This window comes from Streptomyces sp. NBC_00237 (assembly GCF_026342435.1).
Lineage (GTDB): Bacteria > Actinomycetota > Actinomycetes > Streptomycetales > Streptomycetaceae > Streptomyces.
Genome location: NZ_JAPEMT010000004.1, coordinates 567702 through 586484, shown reverse-complemented (window position 1 = coordinate 586484; position 18783 = coordinate 567702). Strand labels below are relative to the sequence as shown.

The window sequence follows — 18783 nt, the reverse complement described above, 5'->3', positions numbered from 1 at the left end:
CGCTCTAGCTGGGCGCCTCCGCACCCTTGCGGGCGTAGAACCACCAGGTCACGACCACGCAGCTCGCGTAGAACCCCACGAACCCCCACATCGCGCTGGTCACCGCGACCGACCCGAACAGCGCCGGGATGAAGAAGAACCCGTACGCGGCGATGGCGGCGGTGAAGCCGGTGACCGCACCGGACTCCATCTCGGCCTGCTTCAGCGCCTGGTCGTACGCGGCGGAACCCTCCACGAGCCCCTTGAGGTGCGTGGAGCGGAAGATCACCGGGATCTGCCGGAAGGTCGAACCATTGCCGATCCCCGAGAAGAGGAAGGCGAAGAGGAAGCAGACGAAGAAGCCCCAGAAGGAGCCGTGGTCGCCGCCGGAGGGGAGGAAGTTGATGACGCCGACGAGCGAGACGCCCATGCCCACGAAGGAGAGGACCGTGACGCGCGCACCGCCGAGCTTGTCCGCGATCCAGCCGCCCGCCCAGCGCGCGAGCGCGCCGACGGCCGGGCCCATCCAGGCGTAGGTGGCCGCCGAGTAGGCCGCGTCGATCGGGGTGAAGGTCGTCTTGATGAGCAGCGGGAGGGCGGCGGCGAAGCCGATGAAGGAGCCGAAGGTACCGACGTACAGCCAGGCCATCACCCAGTTGTGCTTGCGCTTGAAGATGATCTTCTGGCGGGAGAAGGGGGTGGAGGCGACCTTGAGGTTGTTCTGCCCGAACCAGGCGACGGCGGCCAGGACCACCAGGACCGGCACCCACAGGAACGCGGCGTTCTGGAGGTGGACCGGGGTGCCGTCCGCCTTGTGCTGGGCGGTGCCGATGGCGATCGTCGACCAGGTGATCACGATCGGGGTGAGGAGCTGGACGACGGAGACGCCGAGGTTGCCGAGGCCGCCGTTGATGCCGGTGGCGTTGCCCTTCTCCTTCTTCGGGAAGAAGAAGCCGATGTTGGCGAGCGAGGAGGAGAAGTTCGCGCCGCCGATGCCGCAGAGCGCGGCGATGGTGATCAGGACACCGTACGGGGTGGCCGGGTCCTGGATGGCGATGCCGAGCCAGATCAGCGGAACGACCAGGATCACCGTCGACAGCGCGGTGAAGGTGCGCTGGCCGACCATCGGGCCGAGGAAGGTGTAGAGGATGCGGGCGGTGCCGCCCGTGAGGCCGGGGACGGCCGTCAGCCAGAACAACTGGCTCTGACTGAGCCCGAATCCGACGTCCGTGAGGTTCGTGGCGGTGATGGACCAGACCTGCCACACCACGAAGGCGACGAGGAGCGCCGGGACCGCGATCCAGAGGTTGCGGTGGGCGACCTTGCGGCCGGTCGTGCGCCAGAAGGCGGGGTCCTCGGGACGCCAGTCGGTGATGGTGCGGCCGGGACGGTACTGCGCCGGGTCGGCGGCCTCGGCCGCGTCGTCGCCCGTACGGGGTGCCTGTGCGAGGGAACTCATGACTGCTTCCTGTACGTCTGGTGCGTCCGAGGACCGTCGAGGGTCAACTCGTGTACGGGGATGAAGACTTCGGGGTCGTCGAGGCACTGGCCCGTCCGCAGGTCGAAGGCTTGCTTGTGCATCGGGGAGGTGACGACGGGGCGCTCGCCGACCGTGCCCATGATTCCGTCGGCGAGGACGTCCGCGCCGGAGAAGGGGTCGCGGTTGCCGACCGCGTACACCTCGCCCGCCGCGTCACGGAAGACCGCGGCCTGCCCCGCGCCGTCGGGAAGGAAGGTGACCCGGCCGCGGCCGGGCTCCAACTCCTCCGTCTCGCCGGTGAATTCACCGAACCGGCCGAGCTTCACCGGGTCGGCGAGGACCGCCTCCCACTCGTCGCGGTAGGCGTCGACGTGGCGTTCCATCTGCTCCTGGAGCTCGGCGCAGATGCCGAGGGAGTCCTCGACGAGAACCTTCTTGAGGTTCTCGATGCCGCCGCCTCCGTCGGGGCGCTCGATCCACGCGGCCGTGCGCTCCAGTCGCTCGCCGGTGCGCAGGTAGTACATGAGGAACCGGTCGACCAGGGCGAAGAGCTGTGCGCTGTCGAGGTCCTGGGCGAGGAGGTCGGCATGGCGGGGGCTGGTGCCGCCGTTGCCGCCGACGTAGAGGTTCCAGCCGCCCGCCGTGGCGATGACGCCGATGTCCTTGCCGCGCGCCTCGGCGCACTCGCGCAGACAGCCGGAGACGCCGCCCTTGAACTTGTGCGGGGTGCGCAGGCCCCGGTAACGCAGCTCCAGATCGACCGCGAGCTGGATCGAATCGCCCTGCCCGAAGCGGCAGAAGCGGGCGCCGACGCACGACTTGACGGCGCGCAGCGACTTTCCGTACGCCTGACCGGACTCGAAGCCGTGTCCGGCCAACCGCCGCCAGATGTCGGGGAGTTGGTCCTTGCGGGCCCCGAAGAGGCCGATCCGCTGGGCACCGGTGATCTTGGTGTAGAGGCCGTACGCCGCAGCCACCTCGCCCAGCGCCACCAGCTGCGCCGGGGTGATCTCGCCGCCCGCGACGCGCGGGATGACGGAGTACGTTCCGTCCTTCTGGATGTTGGCGAGGAAGAGGTCGTTGGTGTCCTGGAGGGCGGCCTGCTCCCCGTCCAGGATGTGTTCCAGGCCGAGGTCAGGACCGAGCGTGCCGAGCACGTTCGCGACGACCGGCTTGCAGACGGCACACCCTTCGCCCGTGCCGTGGCCGTCCCTCAGCTCGCTGAAGGAGCGGATCTTCTCGGTGCGTACGAGGGCGTAGATCTCGGATCGGGTCAGCTCGGGGAAGTGCTCGCACAGCCCGCGCGCCTTCTCGACCCCGGCGGCGTCGAGGACGGCTTGCAGCGTGCCGATGCAGCCGCCGCACCCCGTACCGGCCTTGGTGCAGCGCTTGACGCCTGCGACGTCGGTGACGCCCTCCTCGGTGACGGCCGCCTGGACCTGCCCCTTGGTGACGTTGTGGCAGGAGCAGACGACGGCGTCGTCGGGGAGGGAGTCCGCGCCGGGCAGCTCGACGCCTGCGGTGTTCGGGACGATGAACGCCTCTGCGGTACCCGGGAGTTGACGCCCGGTGTGCGGCTTCAGCGAACCGTAGGCGTCCGCGTCGCCGACCAGGATGCCGCCGAGGAGCTGCCCTTCGGGACCCAGCAGCAGCTTCTTGTAGACGCCTTCGCGCTCGTCGGAGAAGACCACCGCGACGGCATCCTCCTCGACGCTGAACGGGTCACCGAACGAGGCGACGTCCGCGCCCATCAGCTTCAGCTTGGTGGAGGTGTCGGCCCCGGTGAAGACGCCGTCGGCCTCGCCCGCGAGGGCGTCCGCGACCGTCTCGGCCATCTGGTAACCGGGCGCGACCAGCCCGTACACCCGCCCGTCGACGGTCTGCGCGCACTCCCCGACCGCGTAGATGTACGGGTCGGAGGTACGGCAGTGGGCGTCGACCGCGACGCCGCCCCGGTCGCCGACGGCGAGCCCGCACTCGCGCGCGAGCCGGTCCCGGGGACGTACGCCCGCCGAGAAGACGACGACCTCGGCGTCGATGACCTTCCCGTCGGAGAGCCGCAGCCCGCTGGCGGCCCCGTCGTCGTCACGCACGACCTCGGTCGCACCGACACCCGTGTGGACGGCGACGCCCATCGACTCGATGGTGGCGCGCAGGGCCGCGGCACCGCCGTCGTCGACCTGTTGGGGCATCAGGCGCGGGGCGAATTCCACGACATGGGCGCGCAGACCGAGGGTGCGCAGCGCTCCGGCCGCCTCCAGACCGAGGAGCCCGCCGCCGATGACGACGCCGTCGCGGGCGTTGTCGGCGTACTGGGTCAGGGAGTTGACGTCGTACTGGGTGCGGTACGTGAAGCAGCCGGTGGAGTCCGCGCCGGGGACGGGCGGGACGAACGGGTACGAGCCGGTGGCCAGCACCAGCGCGTCGTACGCGATCGTGCTGCCCGAGGCGGTGCTGACGGTCCGCGCGGTGGGGTCGATGTGCTCGGCGGGGTCGCCGAGGCGCAGGTCGACGCCGTGCTCGGCCAGGAACTCCGGTGTGGAGAGGGCGAGTTCGGCGGGCGCGACACCCGTGAAGAGGGAGGAGAGGTGGACGCGGTCGTAGGCCGGAACGTCCTCCTCGGCGAGGACGACCGCGTGCCAGCCGGGCGAGCCTGGCCCGGTCAGTGCGCCGCGCTCGGCGAGCGCCTCCAGCAGCCGGTGGCCGACCATGCCGTGGCCGATCACCACCAGGGTCTGCGTGTCGGGATCGTGCGCCTCGGGGTCGGGTGCTCCGGAACTCTGGGCCTCGGAATCCTGGGCCTCGGGGTCGTGCACCCCAAGACTCTGCACCCCAAGACTCCGCGCCCCAAGACTCTGCGCCTCGGGGCTGCAAGCCTCAGGGCTGGGCCCCCCTGCGCCCGGGTCCCTGCGTGCGTGCGTCATGGGCGAATCTCCGCTCCGTCGCTACCGCCCGGTACGGTGCCGGGCACTCTTGACGCTAGACCTGTGAAGGGGTCGTAACTGTCGGCGAAAGCCCCAGGTGGGAGGGCCGGATGACCCTTCTCCTCCGGGACGTTCGACGGGGGCGCGGAGGGCGGTCGCGGCATAGCGTGAGAGGTGGAGGCCCCTCTCTCCCGAGAAGCGGGCGCCGCTCTCCTCCCCCTTTCGGCTCGCCCTCGGAGGCACGGATGCTGGTCCTCGCCGTACACGGCAGTGCGGTCCCGGAGGCCGCCGCGACGATCGGCCGGTTGGCCGCACGGCTCGCGGAGACGACGGGGGTGCGCCCCGTGGTGGGCCACCTCGACGTGCAGCGCCCGTCATTGGGCGAGGTACTGGCGGAACACCCCGGTGCGGTGGTGGTGCCGGTGCTGCTCGGCGACGGCTACCACCGAAAGGTCGACATCCCGGAGGTGGCCAGGGCGTACGACTGCACGGTCACCGAAGGGCTGAGCGGCGAGCGGGACGTGACGCTGGCGGTGCACGCCCGGCTGCGGGAGGCGGAGGCGCCGCTCGGGGAGCGGGCGGACGCGATCGTGGTGGCGGGGGCGGGCTCCACCCGGCCCGGCGGCAACGACGGCACCCTCGCCGTGGTCGAGGGGCTCCGCGAGCTGCGCGACGTTCCCGTACTCCCGGCGTACTGCTCGGCGGCGGAGCCAACGGTCCCGGAGGCGGTGTCACGCCTGCGCGCCGACGGCCACCGCCGCATCGCCGTCGCCACCCATCTCCTGGCCCCGGGCCGCTTCACGCGCGCGCTGGCGGAGTGCGGGGCCCGGGCGGTTTCGGCGCCGGTCGCCGATCACCCTCGTATCGCACGGCTGGTGGCGGACAGATACGCGGCGGAGCGGGTGGTGCGGGCGGCGCGGAGGGGTGCGTAGCCTGGGAAACCGGCGTGCTGAAGGGGGACCGGATTGTCGACGCGAGAAGGTGCCGGAATGAGCGCACGAGCACGTGCCAGGGTGCTCGCGTTCCTCGACGAGTGCGTCGCCGCCGCACCGGAGGGTCAGCGCGGGGCGCTGTGGCGGCTCGCCGAACGAAACCGGCAGCTCGACGCCAATTTGGTGCGGCTCCTCCCCCACGCCTCGGTGGCCCCTCATGTCGAGGGCGCACTGGACGTCCTCCTGATCGTGGTGGAGGGCGAAGGACTGCTCGACGACGGCTCGGCCACAGCACAGGAGTTGCGGCCCGGCGGCCTGGTGTGGCTGCCGAGGGGCGCGTCCCGGGCGCTGTCGGCGGGGGCACGCGGCCTGACGTACCTCACGGTGCACGGCCGCCGCCCGGGGATGGAGGTGGGCCGCCGCCCTGCCGGGCCCGCCGAGCAGGAGGGTGGGGAGCCTCCCTGTGCGCTGGACCGGGTCTGCCCGGGGTGCGGGCGGCTGGGGTCGGAGGCGGGGGCGCGTTACTGCGCGTGGTGCGGGGAGGAACTGCCGATCGCCCCGTGAGAGTCACAACGGCGTTCAGCACGGGAGGAGCTTGCCCGGGAGGGACGTGCCCGGAAACAGGGGCTGGGACTGTGGGCAGTGGGCCCGGGACTCAGTCCTGCTCACTGAACAGCAACGGTTCGAAGGCCCGGTAGGCGTCGTAGTTCTTGAAGTGGCGGCTGTAGAGGTCGGCGCGGTCGCCGAGCGAGGCATCGAGAACCTCGTTGACGTCCACGACGTGCAGGAGCTTCCAGGTGATCCGCTCACCCTGTTCGTTCTCGTAGCTGGTCTCCTGGGACCGGCCGTGAGTGAGGGCCTTGGCGCGGGCCTCCTCCTCGCTGTCGGCGGTCAGCAGGACGAAGTCCTCGGCGTAGAGGGGCTCGTGGTCCGGTGCCTCGGAGGTCGCTTCGGTCAGCAGGATGGCGATGTACGAGCTCGGCATGCGTCGGCTCCTCGTTCCCGGTGGGGCGGGGGGTACATATCGGGACCTTACGCCATGTCAGCGCGTAGCCGCGGAGACCGGCACCTCCGCCGACGCCCCACCCGGCTCGACACCCGGCGCAGCACCCGGCACAGCCCCCGCGACAGCCGTCGACCTGCCCGCCCTCGGCCGCAGCTGAGCCAGCACCACGGCCGCCAGCGCCAGCAGTGCGCCCACCAGTTGCAGCGGGGCGAGCTGCTGCCCCAGCAGCGCCCAGCCGAGCACAGTGGCGACCAGCGGACTGAGCAGCCCGAGGAAGGTGACCTCGGTCGGCGAGAGCGCCTTGATGCCACGGAACCACAGCGCGTACGCGACCGCCGCACCGATCAGCGTCAGATACCCGTACCCCATCAGGTTCTCCCCGGTGAAGGACGACGGCGGCGGCCCCTCCACCAGGAGCGCGACGGGCACCAACAGCACGCCACCCGCGACGAGTTGCCACCCGGTGGTGGCGAGCAGCGGCGCCGGGGAGACCCAGCGCTTGCTGAGGACGACACCGGTCGCCATGACGACCGCGCCGCCGAGCGCCGCCGCCACACCGAGCGCGTCCAGCCGGGCATCGGCGCGCAGCACCAGGAGGGCCACTCCGGCGATTCCGGTCACGGCCGCCAACAGCGTACGGAGCGTGAGGCGTTGGCCGAGCAGTCCGGCGGCGAGGCCCGCCACCAGCAGGGGCTGTACGGAGCCGACGGTGGCGGCGACTCCACCGGGCAGACGGTAGGCGGCGACGAAGAGCAGGGCGAAGAAGACGCCTATGTTGAGCGCGCCGAGAACGAGGGACTTCCACCACCAACTCCCCTTCGGGAGTCGCCTGGTGATGAGTACGAGAAGGAGTCCGGCCGGGAGGGCGCGCAGCACACCGGCGAGCAGCGGGCGGTCCGGGGGCAGGAACTCGGTGGTGATGAAGTAGGTGGAGCCCCAGACGGCAGGGGCGAGGGCGGTCAGCAGCACGAGAGCCGTTCGATTTCTTAGCACTAAGACAACATATCTCACCACTAAGAGATCGGCTAGGGTCTCCCCATGACGACAGACGGAGAACAGCCCCCCGCCAAGCCCGACGACCGCGCGGACCACGTGGACCACGTACTGGCCCAGTGGCACACACAACGCCCCGACCTGGACGTCTCCCCCATGGCGGTGATCGGCAGGCTGAAGCGGCTGACGCTGCTGATGGACCCGGAGATGAAGCGCACCTTCGCCGCACACGGTCTGGACCGGGCGTCGTTCGACGTACTGGCGACCCTGCGGCGCAACGGCCCCGACACCCCCCTCACCCCCGCCGAGCTGATGGCCTCCGCGATGGTGACCTCGGGCGCGGTCACTCAGCGCCTGGACCGCCTCCAGGGGCGCGGCCTGATCACCCGCAAACCGAGCCCCACGGACGGGCGTGTGGTCCAAGTGGCGCTGACAGAAGAGGGGTTGGCACTGATCGAGGGAGCCCTGCCGGACCATCTGGCCACCGAGACGCGACTCCTGTCGGCCCTCTCTCCCGCCGAGCGGGAACAGCTCGCGCTCCTGATGCGGACACTGCTGCTGGGGCTGGGGGACGAGTTCTGAGTACGGACGAACACACGGGGCCAGCAGAGGAACGGCACGACGCGCCGACGGGCCGAGGGGCCGACGCGCCGAGAGGCCGCGACCAGCCCTCCGCCGGTTCAGCCCTGCTGGCGCGGGTTCGGCTTCAGTACCGCGAAGGGCGCCCCGGCCGGGTCCGCGAAGAACGCCATCCGCCCGACCTCCGGGATGTCCGAAGCGGGCACGAGAACGCTGCCGCCGCCCGCCACGACCCGCGTCGCGACGGCATCCGGATCGGCCACGCCGAAGTACGAGATCCAGGCGGTGCGCTCGTCCGGCCTGGCCGGTGCGACGCCCCCGAAGGACGTGTCCTCCTGGTCGCCGTCCGCCGAGGAGATCACCGAGTACGACATGATCATGCCCGGCACCTCCATCTCCTGCGAGCGCCAGCCGAAGAGCGCCCGGTAGAAGGCAAGCGCTGCCGACGGGTCGGGCGTGTGCAGTTCCACCCAGAGCAGGGTGTCGTCCTCCGACGCCACCTCAAACCCCTGGTGCGCGGCGGGCTGCCACACGGCGAACTCGGCCCCCGTCGGATCGGTGAAGCACGCCATCCGCCCCGCGTCCATGACGTCGAACGCCTCGACCCGTACGGTCCCGCCCGCCTGCTCGACCGTCTTGGCGACGGCCTCCGCGTCGGGCGTGGCGAAGTAGACGGTCCAGGCCGGGTGCGCACCCTCCTCGGTGAGCGAGCCGATGCCCGCGACGGTCCTGCCGCCCTTGCGGAAGAAGCCGTAGCCGCCGCTCTCCGATCCGGCGGACTCGAATTCCCAGCCGAAGACGGAGCCGTAGAAGGCGGCCGATGCGGGGATGTCGGGGCTGCCGAGGTCGAGCCAGTTGGGTGCGCCAATGCGGAATTCGGTGGAAAGCATGAGGATGCGACCTCCCTTTCGCGGGGGCTTGTGCCGCCTTGCCTCAAATCGTACGAGCGTGCAGCCCACCCTTCAGGGCGAACGGCCACATCACAGTCGCTCGACTGGCATCTGTAAATCGAACAGACGTACGCTTTCCTTATGTCTTCCTACTCCGCCCCCTTCCCCGAGGACCTCATCGACCTCCAGCAGCAGCTCCACCAGGCCCAGGCCGACTTCCACACCCTCGCCACGGCCCCTCCCTGGGGGGCCGCCGACTCCGCCCCCGTCTTCACCGAGGAGGAGGTGGACCAGGTCGAGGAGCTGTGGGAGCGGATCCGCGAGCTGACGATGGCCGTCAACGAGCATCCGTACTGGACCACCACGGCGAGCAGCGGCCCCGTGAACAACGCCCGGCGCGGGCTGCACGTCGTCCGCGACCCCGACGCGGGCGCCGCCTGACACAGGAGGCCGCACCCCCTGTTCGCCGCCCGGTTCCCGGGTACACGTACCGCAGCGGCCGGTGACACACGGACACGAGCACGCACCGGACGGCGATACGGAAGAAGGGCAGGGCCATGTCGATGCGCGCGGTGGGCTGGGCGAGGACGTTCCCGATGTCGGGGGGCGTGCGCGAGGGCAGAAGGTGGACGGAGGAACACCTGTCCCAGCTGCCCTGGTACGAGAGCAGCCCCGACACCGCTGACTCGATCGTGCTGGCCGTGTCCGAGCTGCTCACCAACGCCCATCTGCACGCCCGCAGCGACGCCCAGCTCGTGCTGACCTGGGACAGCCGCTGCGTGCACATCTCCGTGCACGACGAATCACCCGACCGCGCCCCGAAACAGCGCGCCGAGTCCACGGGCGCGACGTCCGGACGCGGCATCGCGATCGTGGACGCGCTGGCGGACAGCTGGGAGACCCACGAGCAGCAGCACGGCAAGGCGGTCACGGCCTGCTTCACCCCGCAACTCCCGGAACCGGCCGACGCGAAGGGCTGACTCCCACGGGCGACGCGCCAGGGCCTGCGGCAGAACCTTGCGGGCGACGCGCCAGGCCGCGTGCCGGAAGCGCTAGGGCCGGTGGCCCAGGTGCGAGTGCTAGGGCCTGTGTCCCGGGTGCGGGTGCTAGGGCCGGTGGCCCGGGTGCGGTCGCCCGTCCGTGCGTACGATCTTCAGCCCGTACCGCGCCCACAGCGCCCGCTGCACGAACAGTGTCAGGGTCCCCGCAACGAGCATGCCCGCCAGGTTGACCCCGAGCTGGATCAGCGAGGCGCCCACCTCGTTCCAGTGCGCGAGCGGGACGGCGACCGCCAGGTTTCCGGCGGCGGGCACGGTGGTCACCGAGATGAAGACCCCCACCAGCGTCGCCGACTTGCCCGCCGTCATGGAGAGGATGCCCGCGACCCCGGCGAGCAGCGCCACGATGAACGACCACCGGTCGGGGTGGATGATGAACGCGGTCAGCGGCCGGTCGTCCAGCATCGTGGGCTCGATCCAGCCCAGCAGCCGCCCCGCCCCCGCGCACGCCATGGTGATCAGCACGGCCACCGTGAAGCCGACGACGAGGGTACGGACCGCCTTGGCGACCAGCACCCCCTTCCGGCTCATCACCCCGAAGCAGATCGCCGCGATCGGCCCGAACTCGGGTCCCAGCACCATCGCGCCCACTATCAGGATGGGCTGATCCAGCAGCGCACCGATCGCCGCGATCTGCGTGGCCAACGCGAGGAAGGCGAGAAAAGCCCAGGTCAGACGGGTTTCTGAGGAGGTACGGGCGACCAGCTCGTCCCACACCACGGCGTCGTCCGGATCACCGGGGGCGTCCTCCTCCGCCTTCTCCGCCGCCGTAGAGATCGACAGGTCGAGCTGTTCGACGGTGATTCCGCCGGTGTCCTTCAGGCCCAGCTCGCGCAGCGCGTCGAGCACGCCGTTGGCGGCCTCCCTCGCCACGTCGAACTCGACGAGGTCGCCTGCGGGGGCGTGCGCGGCCCCGGGCAGCTTGAGGACGTTGACGACGGCGGGGCACTCCGTCGCGATGCCCAGCACCTCGTCGGTGCGTTCGGCCGGGCTGATGACTCGTACGTGCAGCATGCGTCGCATTCTGCCCGGCCCCACGCCGTACGTTGTCCCCCATGGGAAACCCGAGCGACACCGTCGACATACGGACTCTCCAGATCGACGCGACAAGCCATGTGAACGGCGCCGCGATCGACGCGCCCCTGGTGCGGGGCCTGTTGGAGGAGCAGCACCCGGACCTGGCCGGTCTTGAACTGCGCCGCGTCCGGGGCGGCTGGGACATGCAGATGTGGCGCCTGGGAACGGAGTTGGCGGTACGGCTGCCGCTCACGCCGAGCGGTCCCGAGCTCCTGCGCAACGAGCAGCGCTGGCTGCCCGGGCTGGCTGCCCGCCTTCCACTGCCGATGCCCGTGCCGGTGCGCAACGGGAAGCCCTCCTGCCGTTTCCCGCGCCCCTGGTCGGTCATGACCTGGGTGCCCGGCGAGCCCGCCGACGGCTCCCCGGTCGCCGACGCGCACCGGCTGGAGGCGGCCGACTCCCTGGCGGGCTTCCTGCGCGCCCTGCACGTCACGGCCCCGGCGGACGCCCCGGTCAATCCGATGCGCGACGTGTCACTGGCCGACGCGACCGCGAGCTTCGCGGAGATGCGGGACCGCAACCTCGCGCAGGGGACCACCTCGGTGGTACGCGGCGTGGGCGTCGACCGGGTGGACGCCCTGTGGGCGGACGCGGCGTCCGCACCCGCCTGGGAAGGCCCTCCCGTGTGGCGGCACGCCGACCTGCACCCCGCGAACGTGGTCGTCACGGACGGCAGGCTCTCCGGAATCATCGACTTCGGCGACCTCTGCGTGGGCGACCCGGCGCAGGACCTGGCGGCGGCGTGGACACTGCTGCCGTCCGGGCCGCCGGGTGCGGAGCCCGCGACGGTGGCGCGCTTCTTCGCCTCGTACGGAGAGCGCGGAGAAGACGGAGAGGAGGGAGAGGAGGGAGAGGAGGGACAGCACGGAGAGCGCGGAGGGGCGGATGAGGCGGATGAGGCGACGGTGCGCCGGGCCAAGGGCTGGGCCCTCTTCCGTGCGCTCATGCTCCTCAACATCGGCCACGCCGGAGACAAGGGCCTGCCCGGCGGCAAGCCCACGTGGGGCCCGGCGGGCCGGGCGTCGCTGGAGCGCGTGCTCACCGCCTGACCGCCGGATCGGGCCGAACAGCCAGTTCCCCGGAGCCTGGGGGTCTCGGGGTCTCGGGGTCTCGGGGTCTCGGGGTCTCGGGGTCTCGGGGTCTCCAACTCGGTGCGGGGCACGGAGGTTTCCCGCGAAGTGCGTACGTCGCATCCGGGTGCGGTCGGCGTCCGCCCAAACCGGGTGCGGTTCGCTCGTACCGCGTGATAGGCATCCTCCCCATGAACCTCACCACGAACGACGGTCCCGCACGCCCCAGCCCCGTACCCGACCTGCTGACGGAACGGCTCGTCCTGCATCCGCTGTCGGTCGCGGAGTGCGAGCGGCTGGTGGCGGACGGGCCGCGTTCCGGGCCGTCCCCCGGCTACCCCGCCGAGGGAGACGTGTCCGCCGCCGCGCGGTTCCTGCGCGTCTGCGCGGAGAGCGGGCATCCCGGGCCGTACGTCAACTTCGAGATACGCCTGCGCGCGGACGGCCGACCGCTGGGCGGCATCGGCTTCCACGGCGCGAAGGACGCGCAGGGGTCCGTGACCATCGGGTACGGGCTGGTCCCTTCGGCGTGGGGAAACGGTTACGCGTCCGAGGCGCTCCGGGCACTCCTGCTGTTCGCGCGGGACCGGGGCGCTTCCCGGGTGAAGGGCGACGCCGACCACGACAACGTCGCGTCGCAGCGGGTGATGCGGGCCGCGGGGATGCTCCCGGCCGGGGAGGACGAACGGGTCAGGTACTTCGAGGCGGCGTGGGGACCCGCAGAGTGACCGCCTCCAGCTCCAGGAGGAGGGCCACCGGACGCAGCCTCGGGGCTTGACCTGCGGAAATCTGATGACATGATCGCGCCATGGTGAACTCTCCCGCTGACTCCCCGCCCCCTTCCTCCCCGTACTCCTCCTACCCGGCCCCCGACGGAACCCGTCTCGCGTACCGCGTCATCGACGGTGACGGCGACGGCGACGGCTCCACAGGTACGGGTACGCATGCGGATACGGATACGGATACGGACGAGTCGGCGGCCCCCCTCGTCTGCCTCCCCGGCGGCCCCCTGCACGACTCCCGCTACCTGGGCGACCTCGGCGGTCTGGCCACGGTCGCGGGACGCCGCCTGCTCCTCCTCGACTTCCGCGGAAGCGGAGGTTCCGAGGTGCCGGAGGACTCCGCCTCGTACCGCTGCGACCGTCTCGTCGAGGACGTCGAGGCCCTGCGCGTCCACCTGGGCCTGCCCGCGCTCGACCTGCTCGCGCACTGCGCCGGGGCGAACGTCGCGGTGCAGTACGCGGCCCGTCACCCGGAGCGCGTCACCCGGCTCACCTTCATCACCCCGAGCACGCGGGCGGTCGGCATCGCGATCTCCGACGAGACGCGGCGCGAGGGCGCGGAGTTGAGGAAGGACGAGGCGTGGTTCCCCGAGGCGTCGGCGGCGCTGCGGGCCGTCGCGGCGGGAGAGACCGCGAACGTCGACTTTGCGGCGCTCACCCCCTTCTTCTGGGGCCGCTGGGACGACGCGGCCCGCGCACACACCGCCGAGTCGCAGGCCAGGAACACCAACCGGGACTCCGGCCCCGCCTTCGCCGCGGAGGGTGCTTTCGACCCGGAGGCCACCCGGGCGGCCCTCGCCGAACTCACGGTCCCCGTGGGCCTGCTGGCCGGAGAGTACGACCTGAACAGCCCGCCGCGCTCGACGGAGGAGTTCGCGGAACTGTTCCCGGCCGCGGAGACGACGTACGTGCTGCAACCGGGCGCGGGACACTTCCCGTGGGTGGACGGCGCGAAGGCGTTCGCGACGGCTGCGGCGAGCCTCCTGCGCCGACCCACAGGGAACTGACCCACAGGGACCTCTGCGCCGAGGCGGGGGCGGGCCGCACCGGACCGGTCCGCCCCGCTTTCCGCCCGCGAGGCCGCACGTACTCAATTCAGTTTCTCGGTCCTTCGGTCCCTCTCGGGCCCTTCAGTCCCTCGCCCGGCCCCGACGATTCCCGTCAGATCGCCGCCAGCGCCTCGATCTCGACCCGGAACTCCGGGTTCACCAGACCGCTGACCTGCACCAGCGAGCAGGCCGGCGGCTGCGTCGTGTCGATGAACTCGTCCCGTACGTTCCGGAAGTCCTCCAGGTCCGCGAGATCCGTCAGGAACACCGTCAGCTTGACGATCTGGCCCATGCTGCCGCCCGCTGCGGCGAGCGCGGTCCTGATGTTCTCGAAGACCTGCCGGATCTGGTGTTCCGGGCTGCCCTTGCCGACGAGCCGACCCGTGGCGTCCAGCGGGACCTGCCCCGAGATCACGACCGTCCGGCCGCTGAACACGACCGCGTGGCTGTACCCCTTCACCGGGGGCGAGCCCACGGGGCGGTGTATGTGGTGCTGCACGTCTGGCTCCAGAGGGTGAGGCGTCAGTGGTCGGCGGGGGTGGTGCCGTGTTCGATCTCGTGCTGCTCGATGAGGTGGTCGTACGTGGACCTCCACTCCGGGTCCCGCGCGGTGAGGTCGCGGAGTTCGAGGGTGACCGGCGCGCCGGTGAGACCGCAGACGCCCGCAGGGTCGATGCGCAGGGCGGTGCGGGCGCGTTCCACCAGCGCCTCGGCTTCCGGCGCGGTCGCGTAGAAGGCCAGCGTCGCCTCGACCGGCAGGTCGGCCGGGTCGTAGTCGTCGCCGTGTTCGGCCTCCATCCGGTCGGCCGCCTCCTGCACGTGCCCCTGCCCGGAGGACCAGGCGTACGGGCAGGCCCCCGCGTGCGATTCGTCCGCGCAGATCAGCGTGTGCATGCCCCGCACGACCGGGTGGCTGAAGGACTCGTCGGAGAAGGGCACCGGGACCTGGGGCGGCGACCCCACGCCCATGCCCGCCGCGATCTCCCAGATCCTCCGGCCCACTTCACTCATCGGGGACTTCACTCCTTCGTCACATGCGCTGCCGGTACGCACGCTACCCCGCCCCTCCTGATGACCCGCGCGGCCCCTGTCAACCGATCGGCCGACACCCGGTTCCGACCTCGGGTCGCTACTGCCCGCGCCCCCGCCTCGGGACGATTCGTCCATGACCTTGAACAGCACGGACACAGCAGTACGGGTAAGGGACTTGACCAAACGGTACGGCCGCACACCGGTCGTCGACGGGCTCGATCTGGACATCGCACACGGCGAGGTCTTCGCCCTCCTCGGCCCCAACGGGGCGGGCAAGACGACCACCGTCGAGATCCTGGAGGGCCACCGCGCCCGGGACGGCGGCAGCGTCTCGGTGCTCGGCGAGGACCCGGCCCGCGCCGGACGCGCCTGGCGCAGCAGGATCGGCATCGTGCCCCAACAGGCATCCGACGCCGCCGACCTGACGGTGCGTGAGGTGGTGCGCCACTTCGCGAAGACGTATCCCCGGCATCGGGACCCGGACGCCGTGATCGAGCAGGTCGGCCTCGGCGAGCACGCCCGGAAGCGGGTGGGGCGGCTGTCCGGCGGGCAACGGCGCCGGGTGGACGTGGCGCTCGGGATCGTGGGCGATCCGGACCTGCTGTTCCTGGACGAGCCGACGACGGGGTTCGACCCGGAAGCACGTTCCCGTTTCTGGGAGTTGATCCGCCGCCTCTCCTTCGAGGGGACGACGATCCTGCTCACCACCCACTACCTCGACGAGGTCGAGGCGCTCGCCCACCGCGTCGCCGTGGTCGACCGGGGGCGGCTGAAGGCGCTCGGCGATCCTCAGACGCTCGGCGGCCGGGCGGACGCGGCAGCGGTCGTCAGCTGGCAGCAGGACGGTCGGGTGGTGCGGCGGGAGACCACCGACCCCGACCGTCTGGTCGCGGAACTGGTGGCCCACAACAGCGACAACTCCGGTCGCGTGGCGGGGCTTTCCGTCCACCGGCCGAGCCTGGAGGACATCTACCTGCGGCTGATCGGCGCCTCCGGCCCCGAGCACCACCCCACCCCCGGACGCACCCCCGCCCCCGGAAGGACTTCGGCATGACCGCCTTCACCACCACCCCCCACCTCCGCTCCCGCCCCGCACCCCCCTCCCCCCTCCGCGGCGGCCTCTCGCGCGGCGGCCTCGAACTCCGGCAGTTCTTCCGGGAGAAGGACGCGGTCGTCTTCACCTTCTCCCTGCCCGTGGTGATGCTCGTGCTGCTGGCGAGCATCTACCGGGACACCGTCCCCGGTACGGGCGTCGGTGCCGGTCAGATCTTCGCCGCGAGCATGATCGCCGCCGGGATCATGTCCGCCACGTTCGTCAGCCTCGGCAACGGCATCGCCCAGGACGGCGACGACGGCACCCTCAAGCGGTTGCGCGGCACACCGACACCCCTCACCTCGTACTTCCTCGGAAAGGTGCTGCTGGTACTGGTGGTGAGCCTGGCGGAGGTGGTGCTACTGCTGGCCGTGGGGCGAGGCTTCTTCGGCCTCGTGCTCCCCACGGAACCCGAACGCTGGCTGACGTTCGGGTGGGTGTTCCTGCTGGGGGTCGTCGCGTGCGCGCTGCTCGGCATCGCGGTGGGCAGCCTGGCGAGGTCCGCGAAGAGCGCCTCGGCGATCATCATGCTCCCCTTCATCGGACTACAGTTCATTTCCGGGGTGCTGGTGAATCCGATCACCAACCTGCCCGCTCCGCTCGTGCAGTTGGGCTCGGTGTTTCCGCTCAAGTGGATGGCGCAGGGCTTCCGTTCGGTGTTCCTGCCGGACTCGATGACGTTCCAGGAGGTGGCGGGTTCGTGGGAGCCGGGACGGACGGCACTGGTGCTGGCGGCATGGTGCGCGGGTGGTCTGGTGCTGTGCCTGCTGACATTCCGCCGGAGGAACTCCCAGCGGGGCTGAGGCCCGCCCCCGTGCGGAGCGAACCCCACGCCTGGCTGCGCGGCTACGTCACCTGGGACGCGTACTACGCCGTCACCCTCCTCGCCTGCCTCGTCTTCGTCCTCACCCTGGACGACCCCACCGCGCAGAGCCCCGCGTACGCCGCGTGCGCGCTGCTCGGCGGGGCCGCCTGGTACGTGGCGTACGGCAGACGGCTGATGCGTACGGATGAGGCGGCGGCCGGAGCGGGAACCGGCCGCCGCGCGCCGGTTTACCTCGGCCCCCTCCTCGCCCTCTTCGCCACGGCGGTCGTCCTCGCACCCGCCGCCTCCCTCTCCCTCGTCATCGTCGTCCCGCAGGTGTACTGGACGCTACGTCCGACGCCCGCGACGGCGGCGGTCGTGGCGTTCGCCCTGGTGCCGCTCGCCGTGGACGTCGTACGTACGGGGTCGGCGGCACACGGGATCACCACCCAGGGCCCGACCGCGCTGATGGTCGTCGCGTTCTCGGTGCTGTGCGGGAGCTGGGTGCACCGGATCATCGCCCAGAGCACGGAACGGGCCGCGCTCATCGAGGAGCTGAGGGAAACCCGTTCCGAACTCGCCGCAGCGGCCCAGCAGGCCGGGGTCGCCGCCGAACGCGAGCGCCTCGCCGGGGAGATCCACGACGCGATCGCGCAGGGCCTGAGCAGCATCGTCATGCTGGCCCAGGCCACCGGATCGACCCTGGACCGGATGGACCGACTCCCGCCCCACCAGGCAAAGCCACTGGACCGGGCACGCACCCAGATCGACCTCGTCACCCGCACCGCACGGGAGTCCCTCGCGGAGGCGGGCGCACTGGTGGAGGCCCTTCGCCCGGCTGCGCTGGACTCGGCGTCCCTCCCGGAAGCCCTGCGCAGGCTGACGGACCGGGCCGCCGAGGGAACACCCCTGACCACCGCGTTCACCCTGCACGGCGAGCCGGAGCCACTGCCGGTCGCCGTCGAGGTCGTCCTCCTGCGAGCCACCCAGGAGGCCCTGACCAACGTACGCAAACACGCACAAGCGACCCGGGCCGACGTCTCCCTCACGTACACGGAGTCCCGTCTGTCCGTCCGTATCCAGGACAACGGCACGGGCCTCACCCAGCCCCCCGAAGCCTCCCCAGGCTACGGCCTCGCCGGCATGCTCCGCCGCGTCGAACAGCTCGGCGGCACCCGACAGCTGACCAGCACGCCCGGCGCGGGCACGACCCTTCACGTGGAGGTCCCCCGATGACCCCTGGCACTCCGCCGGAAGCCGTCTCCGTCCTGATCGTCGACGACCATCCGGTCGTGCGGGCGGGCCTGCGCGGAATGCTCGTGGGAGAGCCCGACATCGAGGTGGTCGGCGAGGCCGCGAACGCCGACGAGGCCCTCGCCCTGACCCACGCCCTGAGCCCCTCGGTCGTCCTGATGGACCTGCGCATGCCGGGCGGCGGAGTCGCGGCGACGGCCCGCATCACGGCCGAGAAGCCCACCAGCCGCGTCCTCGTCCTCACCACCTACGGCACCGACGACCAGATTCTCGCCGCGGTCGAGGCGGGCGCGACCGGCTACCTCCTCAAACACGCGGACCTGTCCGAACTCCTCCAGGCCATCCGGGGCGCCGCCTCCGGCGAAACGATCCTCGCCCCGTCCGTCGCCGCCCGCCTCACCCGCCACCTCCGCAACCCGAAACGCAGCACCCTCTCGGCCCGCGAGACGGAGGTCCTCCGCCTGGTCGCCCGTGGCCTGACGAACGCGGCGATCGGCTCGGCCCTCTTCATCAGCGAGGCCACGGTCAAGACCCACCTGCTGCGCATCTTCGGAAAGCTGAAGGTGGACGACCGCACGGCGGCGGTGATGACGGCGGTGGGCAGGGGCTTGATCACGGTGGAGGAGTAAGGCTGGGGCCGCGGAGACCCGGTGCCCGGAAGGACGAGGCTGCTGCTCGCGGCGACGCGAACGGTGGCCGGGATCGTGGACCTGCGACGCCCGCACCAGCGTGTACGGCCGGACGAGGTCGGACCCCGGACCACCTTCACCTGCTCGTGCC

Annotated in this window: 20 protein-coding genes; 12 read left to right on the top strand and 8 right to left on the bottom strand. The window is 71.4% G+C overall.

The genetic code is table 11. The annotated features are described in order from the left end of the window. Nucleotides 1-4: 4 nt before the first annotated feature. The gene (locus OG897_RS35180; RefSeq protein ID WP_266663427.1) at nt 5-1438 is read right to left on the bottom strand and encodes an MFS transporter; all 1434 of its coding nucleotides are present in this window, start codon (nt 1436-1438) and stop codon (nt 5-7) included. Next, entirely contained in the window at nt 1435-4188 is a 2754-nt protein-coding gene (gene nirB / locus OG897_RS35175) for a nitrite reductase large subunit NirB (protein WP_266663761.1), read from the bottom strand. Before nirB ends, OG897_RS35180 begins: the two co-directional genes overlap by 4 nt. Before the next feature lie 440 nt (nt 4189-4628). On the opposite strand from nirB, the gene OG897_RS35170 reads away from it, so the two are divergent. Beyond that, nucleotides 4629-5315, top strand: coding sequence for a sirohydrochlorin chelatase (locus OG897_RS35170; protein ID WP_266663425.1), 687 nt, complete (start codon nt 4629-4631; stop codon nt 5313-5315). A gap of 57 nt (nt 5316-5372) precedes the next feature. Next, nucleotides 5373-5879: a cupin domain-containing protein gene (locus OG897_RS35165; RefSeq protein WP_266663423.1), complete on the top strand. Its 507-nt coding sequence runs from the start codon at nt 5373-5375 to the stop codon at nt 5877-5879. Between the two features lie 91 nt (nt 5880-5970). Here OG897_RS35165 and OG897_RS35160 read toward each other — a convergent pair whose 3' ends face one another. Both OG897_RS35160 and OG897_RS35155 read right to left on the bottom strand, forming a co-directional pair. Then, a complete protein-coding gene (locus tag OG897_RS35160) occupies nt 5971-6300 on the bottom strand; it encodes a DUF4288 domain-containing protein (RefSeq protein WP_266663421.1) in 330 nt (109 codons plus the stop codon). Between the two features lie 57 nt (nt 6301-6357). Beyond that, nucleotides 6358-7314, bottom strand: coding sequence for an EamA family transporter (locus OG897_RS35155; protein WP_266663419.1), 957 nt, complete (start codon nt 7312-7314; stop codon nt 6358-6360). Nucleotides 7315-7359: 45 nt separating this feature from the next. On the opposite strand from OG897_RS35155, the gene OG897_RS35150 reads away from it, so the two are divergent. Then, entirely contained in the window at nt 7360-7896 is a 537-nt protein-coding gene (locus tag OG897_RS35150; RefSeq protein ID WP_266663417.1) for a MarR family winged helix-turn-helix transcriptional regulator, read from the top strand. 98 nt (nt 7897-7994) lie between these two features. Here the strand turns inward: OG897_RS35150 and OG897_RS35145 are convergent, their stop codons facing one another. Then, entirely contained in the window at nt 7995-8783 is a 789-nt protein-coding gene (locus tag OG897_RS35145; RefSeq protein ID WP_266663415.1) for a VOC family protein, read from the bottom strand. Nucleotides 8784-8924: 141 nt separating this feature from the next. On the opposite strand from OG897_RS35145, the gene OG897_RS35140 reads away from it, so the two are divergent. Further along, entirely contained in the window at nt 8925-9224 is a 300-nt protein-coding gene (locus OG897_RS35140) for a hypothetical protein (protein WP_266663413.1), read from the top strand. A 116-nt stretch (nt 9225-9340) separates the two neighbouring features. Continuing rightward, nucleotides 9341-9763: an ATP-binding protein gene (locus OG897_RS35135; RefSeq protein ID WP_266663411.1), complete on the top strand. Its 423-nt coding sequence runs from the start codon at nt 9341-9343 to the stop codon at nt 9761-9763. A 126-nt stretch (nt 9764-9889) separates the two neighbouring features. On the opposite strand, the gene OG897_RS35130 is transcribed toward OG897_RS35135, so the two are convergent. After that, nucleotides 9890-10855 (bottom strand): DUF389 domain-containing protein, encoded by a 966-nt coding sequence (locus OG897_RS35130; RefSeq protein ID WP_266663409.1) that lies wholly within the window; start codon nt 10853-10855, stop codon nt 9890-9892. 41 nt (nt 10856-10896) lie between these two features. Here OG897_RS35130 and OG897_RS35125 point away from each other — a divergent pair, with 41 nt between their 5' ends. From OG897_RS35125 to OG897_RS35115, 3 genes are all read left to right on the top strand, one after another. Further along, nucleotides 10897-11967: an aminoglycoside phosphotransferase family protein gene (locus OG897_RS35125; RefSeq protein WP_266663407.1), complete on the top strand. Its 1071-nt coding sequence runs from the start codon at nt 10897-10899 to the stop codon at nt 11965-11967. A gap of 212 nt (nt 11968-12179) precedes the next feature. After that, nucleotides 12180-12716, top strand: coding sequence for a GNAT family N-acetyltransferase (locus OG897_RS35120; RefSeq protein WP_266663405.1), 537 nt, complete (start codon nt 12180-12182; stop codon nt 12714-12716). Nucleotides 12717-12796: 80 nt separating this feature from the next. Beyond that, nucleotides 12797-13777 carry an alpha/beta fold hydrolase gene (locus tag OG897_RS35115; protein ID WP_266663403.1) on the top strand — a complete coding sequence of 327 codons (981 nt, stop codon included), beginning with the start codon at nt 12797-12799 and terminating at the stop codon, nt 13775-13777. Nucleotides 13778-13931: 154 nt separating this feature from the next. Here the strand turns inward: OG897_RS35115 and OG897_RS35110 are convergent, their stop codons facing one another. Continuing rightward, nucleotides 13932-14318 (bottom strand): RidA family protein, encoded by a 387-nt coding sequence (locus tag OG897_RS35110; protein ID WP_266663401.1) that lies wholly within the window; start codon nt 14316-14318, stop codon nt 13932-13934. A gap of 23 nt (nt 14319-14341) precedes the next feature. After that, nucleotides 14342-14830 carry a hypothetical protein gene (locus OG897_RS35105; protein WP_266663399.1) on the bottom strand — a complete coding sequence of 163 codons (489 nt, stop codon included), beginning with the start codon at nt 14828-14830 and terminating at the stop codon, nt 14342-14344. Between the two features lie 154 nt (nt 14831-14984). Here OG897_RS35105 and OG897_RS35100 point away from each other — a divergent pair, with 154 nt between their 5' ends. From OG897_RS35100 to OG897_RS35085, 4 genes are read left to right on the top strand one after another with little or no spacing between them, the layout of a single operon-like run. Beyond that, nucleotides 14985-15905, top strand: a complete 921-nt coding sequence (locus OG897_RS35100; protein ID WP_266663397.1) for an ABC transporter ATP-binding protein — start codon at nt 14985-14987, stop codon at nt 15903-15905. Further along, the gene (locus OG897_RS35095) at nt 15902-16747 is read left to right on the top strand and encodes an ABC transporter permease (protein ID WP_266663396.1); all 846 of its coding nucleotides are present in this window, start codon (nt 15902-15904) and stop codon (nt 16745-16747) included. The genes OG897_RS35100 and OG897_RS35095 overlap by 4 nt, the downstream gene beginning before the upstream one ends. An 11-nt stretch (nt 16748-16758) precedes the next feature. Continuing rightward, nucleotides 16759-17985, top strand: a complete 1227-nt coding sequence (locus OG897_RS35090) for a sensor histidine kinase (protein ID WP_266663395.1) — start codon at nt 16759-16761, stop codon at nt 17983-17985. Beyond that, nucleotides 17982-18632 (top strand): response regulator transcription factor, encoded by a 651-nt coding sequence (locus OG897_RS35085; RefSeq protein ID WP_266663394.1) that lies wholly within the window; start codon nt 17982-17984, stop codon nt 18630-18632. The genes OG897_RS35090 and OG897_RS35085 overlap by 4 nt, the downstream gene beginning before the upstream one ends. Nucleotides 18633-18783: the final 151 nt, after the last annotated feature.

Bases quoted from the DNA above. Each gene is read 5' to 3' on its own strand.
- OG897_RS35105 (WP_266663399.1), bottom strand. From the start codon at position 14,830: ATGAGTGAAGTGGGCCGGAGGATCTGGGAGATCGCGGCGGGCATGGGC.
- OG897_RS35140 (WP_266663413.1), top strand. From the start codon at position 8,925: ATGTCTTCCTACTCCGCCCCCTTCCCCGAGGACCTCATCGACCTCCAG.
- OG897_RS35165 (WP_266663423.1), top strand. From the start codon at position 5,373: ATGAGCGCACGAGCACGTGCCAGGGTGCTCGCGTTCCTCGACGAGTGC.
- OG897_RS35135 (WP_266663411.1), top strand. From the start codon at position 9,341: ATGTCGATGCGCGCGGTGGGCTGGGCGAGGACGTTCCCGATGTCGGGG.
- OG897_RS35115 (WP_266663403.1), top strand. From the start codon at position 12,797: ATGGTGAACTCTCCCGCTGACTCCCCGCCCCCTTCCTCCCCGTACTCC.
- OG897_RS35160 (WP_266663421.1), bottom strand. From the start codon at position 6,300: ATGCCGAGCTCGTACATCGCCATCCTGCTGACCGAAGCGACCTCCGAG.
- OG897_RS35145 (WP_266663415.1), bottom strand. From the start codon at position 8,783: ATGCTTTCCACCGAATTCCGCATTGGCGCACCCAACTGGCTCGACCTC.
- OG897_RS35095 (WP_266663396.1), top strand. From the start codon at position 15,902: ATGACCGCCTTCACCACCACCCCCCACCTCCGCTCCCGCCCCGCACCC.
- OG897_RS35180 (WP_266663427.1), bottom strand. From the start codon at position 1,438: ATGAGTTCCCTCGCACAGGCACCCCGTACGGGCGACGACGCGGCCGAG.
- OG897_RS35125 (WP_266663407.1), top strand. From the start codon at position 10,897: ATGGGAAACCCGAGCGACACCGTCGACATACGGACTCTCCAGATCGAC.
- OG897_RS35085 (WP_266663394.1), top strand. From the start codon at position 17,982: ATGACCCCTGGCACTCCGCCGGAAGCCGTCTCCGTCCTGATCGTCGAC.
- OG897_RS35100 (WP_266663397.1), top strand. From the start codon at position 14,985: ATGACCTTGAACAGCACGGACACAGCAGTACGGGTAAGGGACTTGACC.
- OG897_RS35150 (WP_266663417.1), top strand. From the start codon at position 7,360: ATGACGACAGACGGAGAACAGCCCCCCGCCAAGCCCGACGACCGCGCG.
- OG897_RS35120 (WP_266663405.1), top strand. From the start codon at position 12,180: ATGAACCTCACCACGAACGACGGTCCCGCACGCCCCAGCCCCGTACCC.
- OG897_RS35170 (WP_266663425.1), top strand. From the start codon at position 4,629: ATGCTGGTCCTCGCCGTACACGGCAGTGCGGTCCCGGAGGCCGCCGCG.
- OG897_RS35130 (WP_266663409.1), bottom strand. From the start codon at position 10,855: ATGCTGCACGTACGAGTCATCAGCCCGGCCGAACGCACCGACGAGGTG.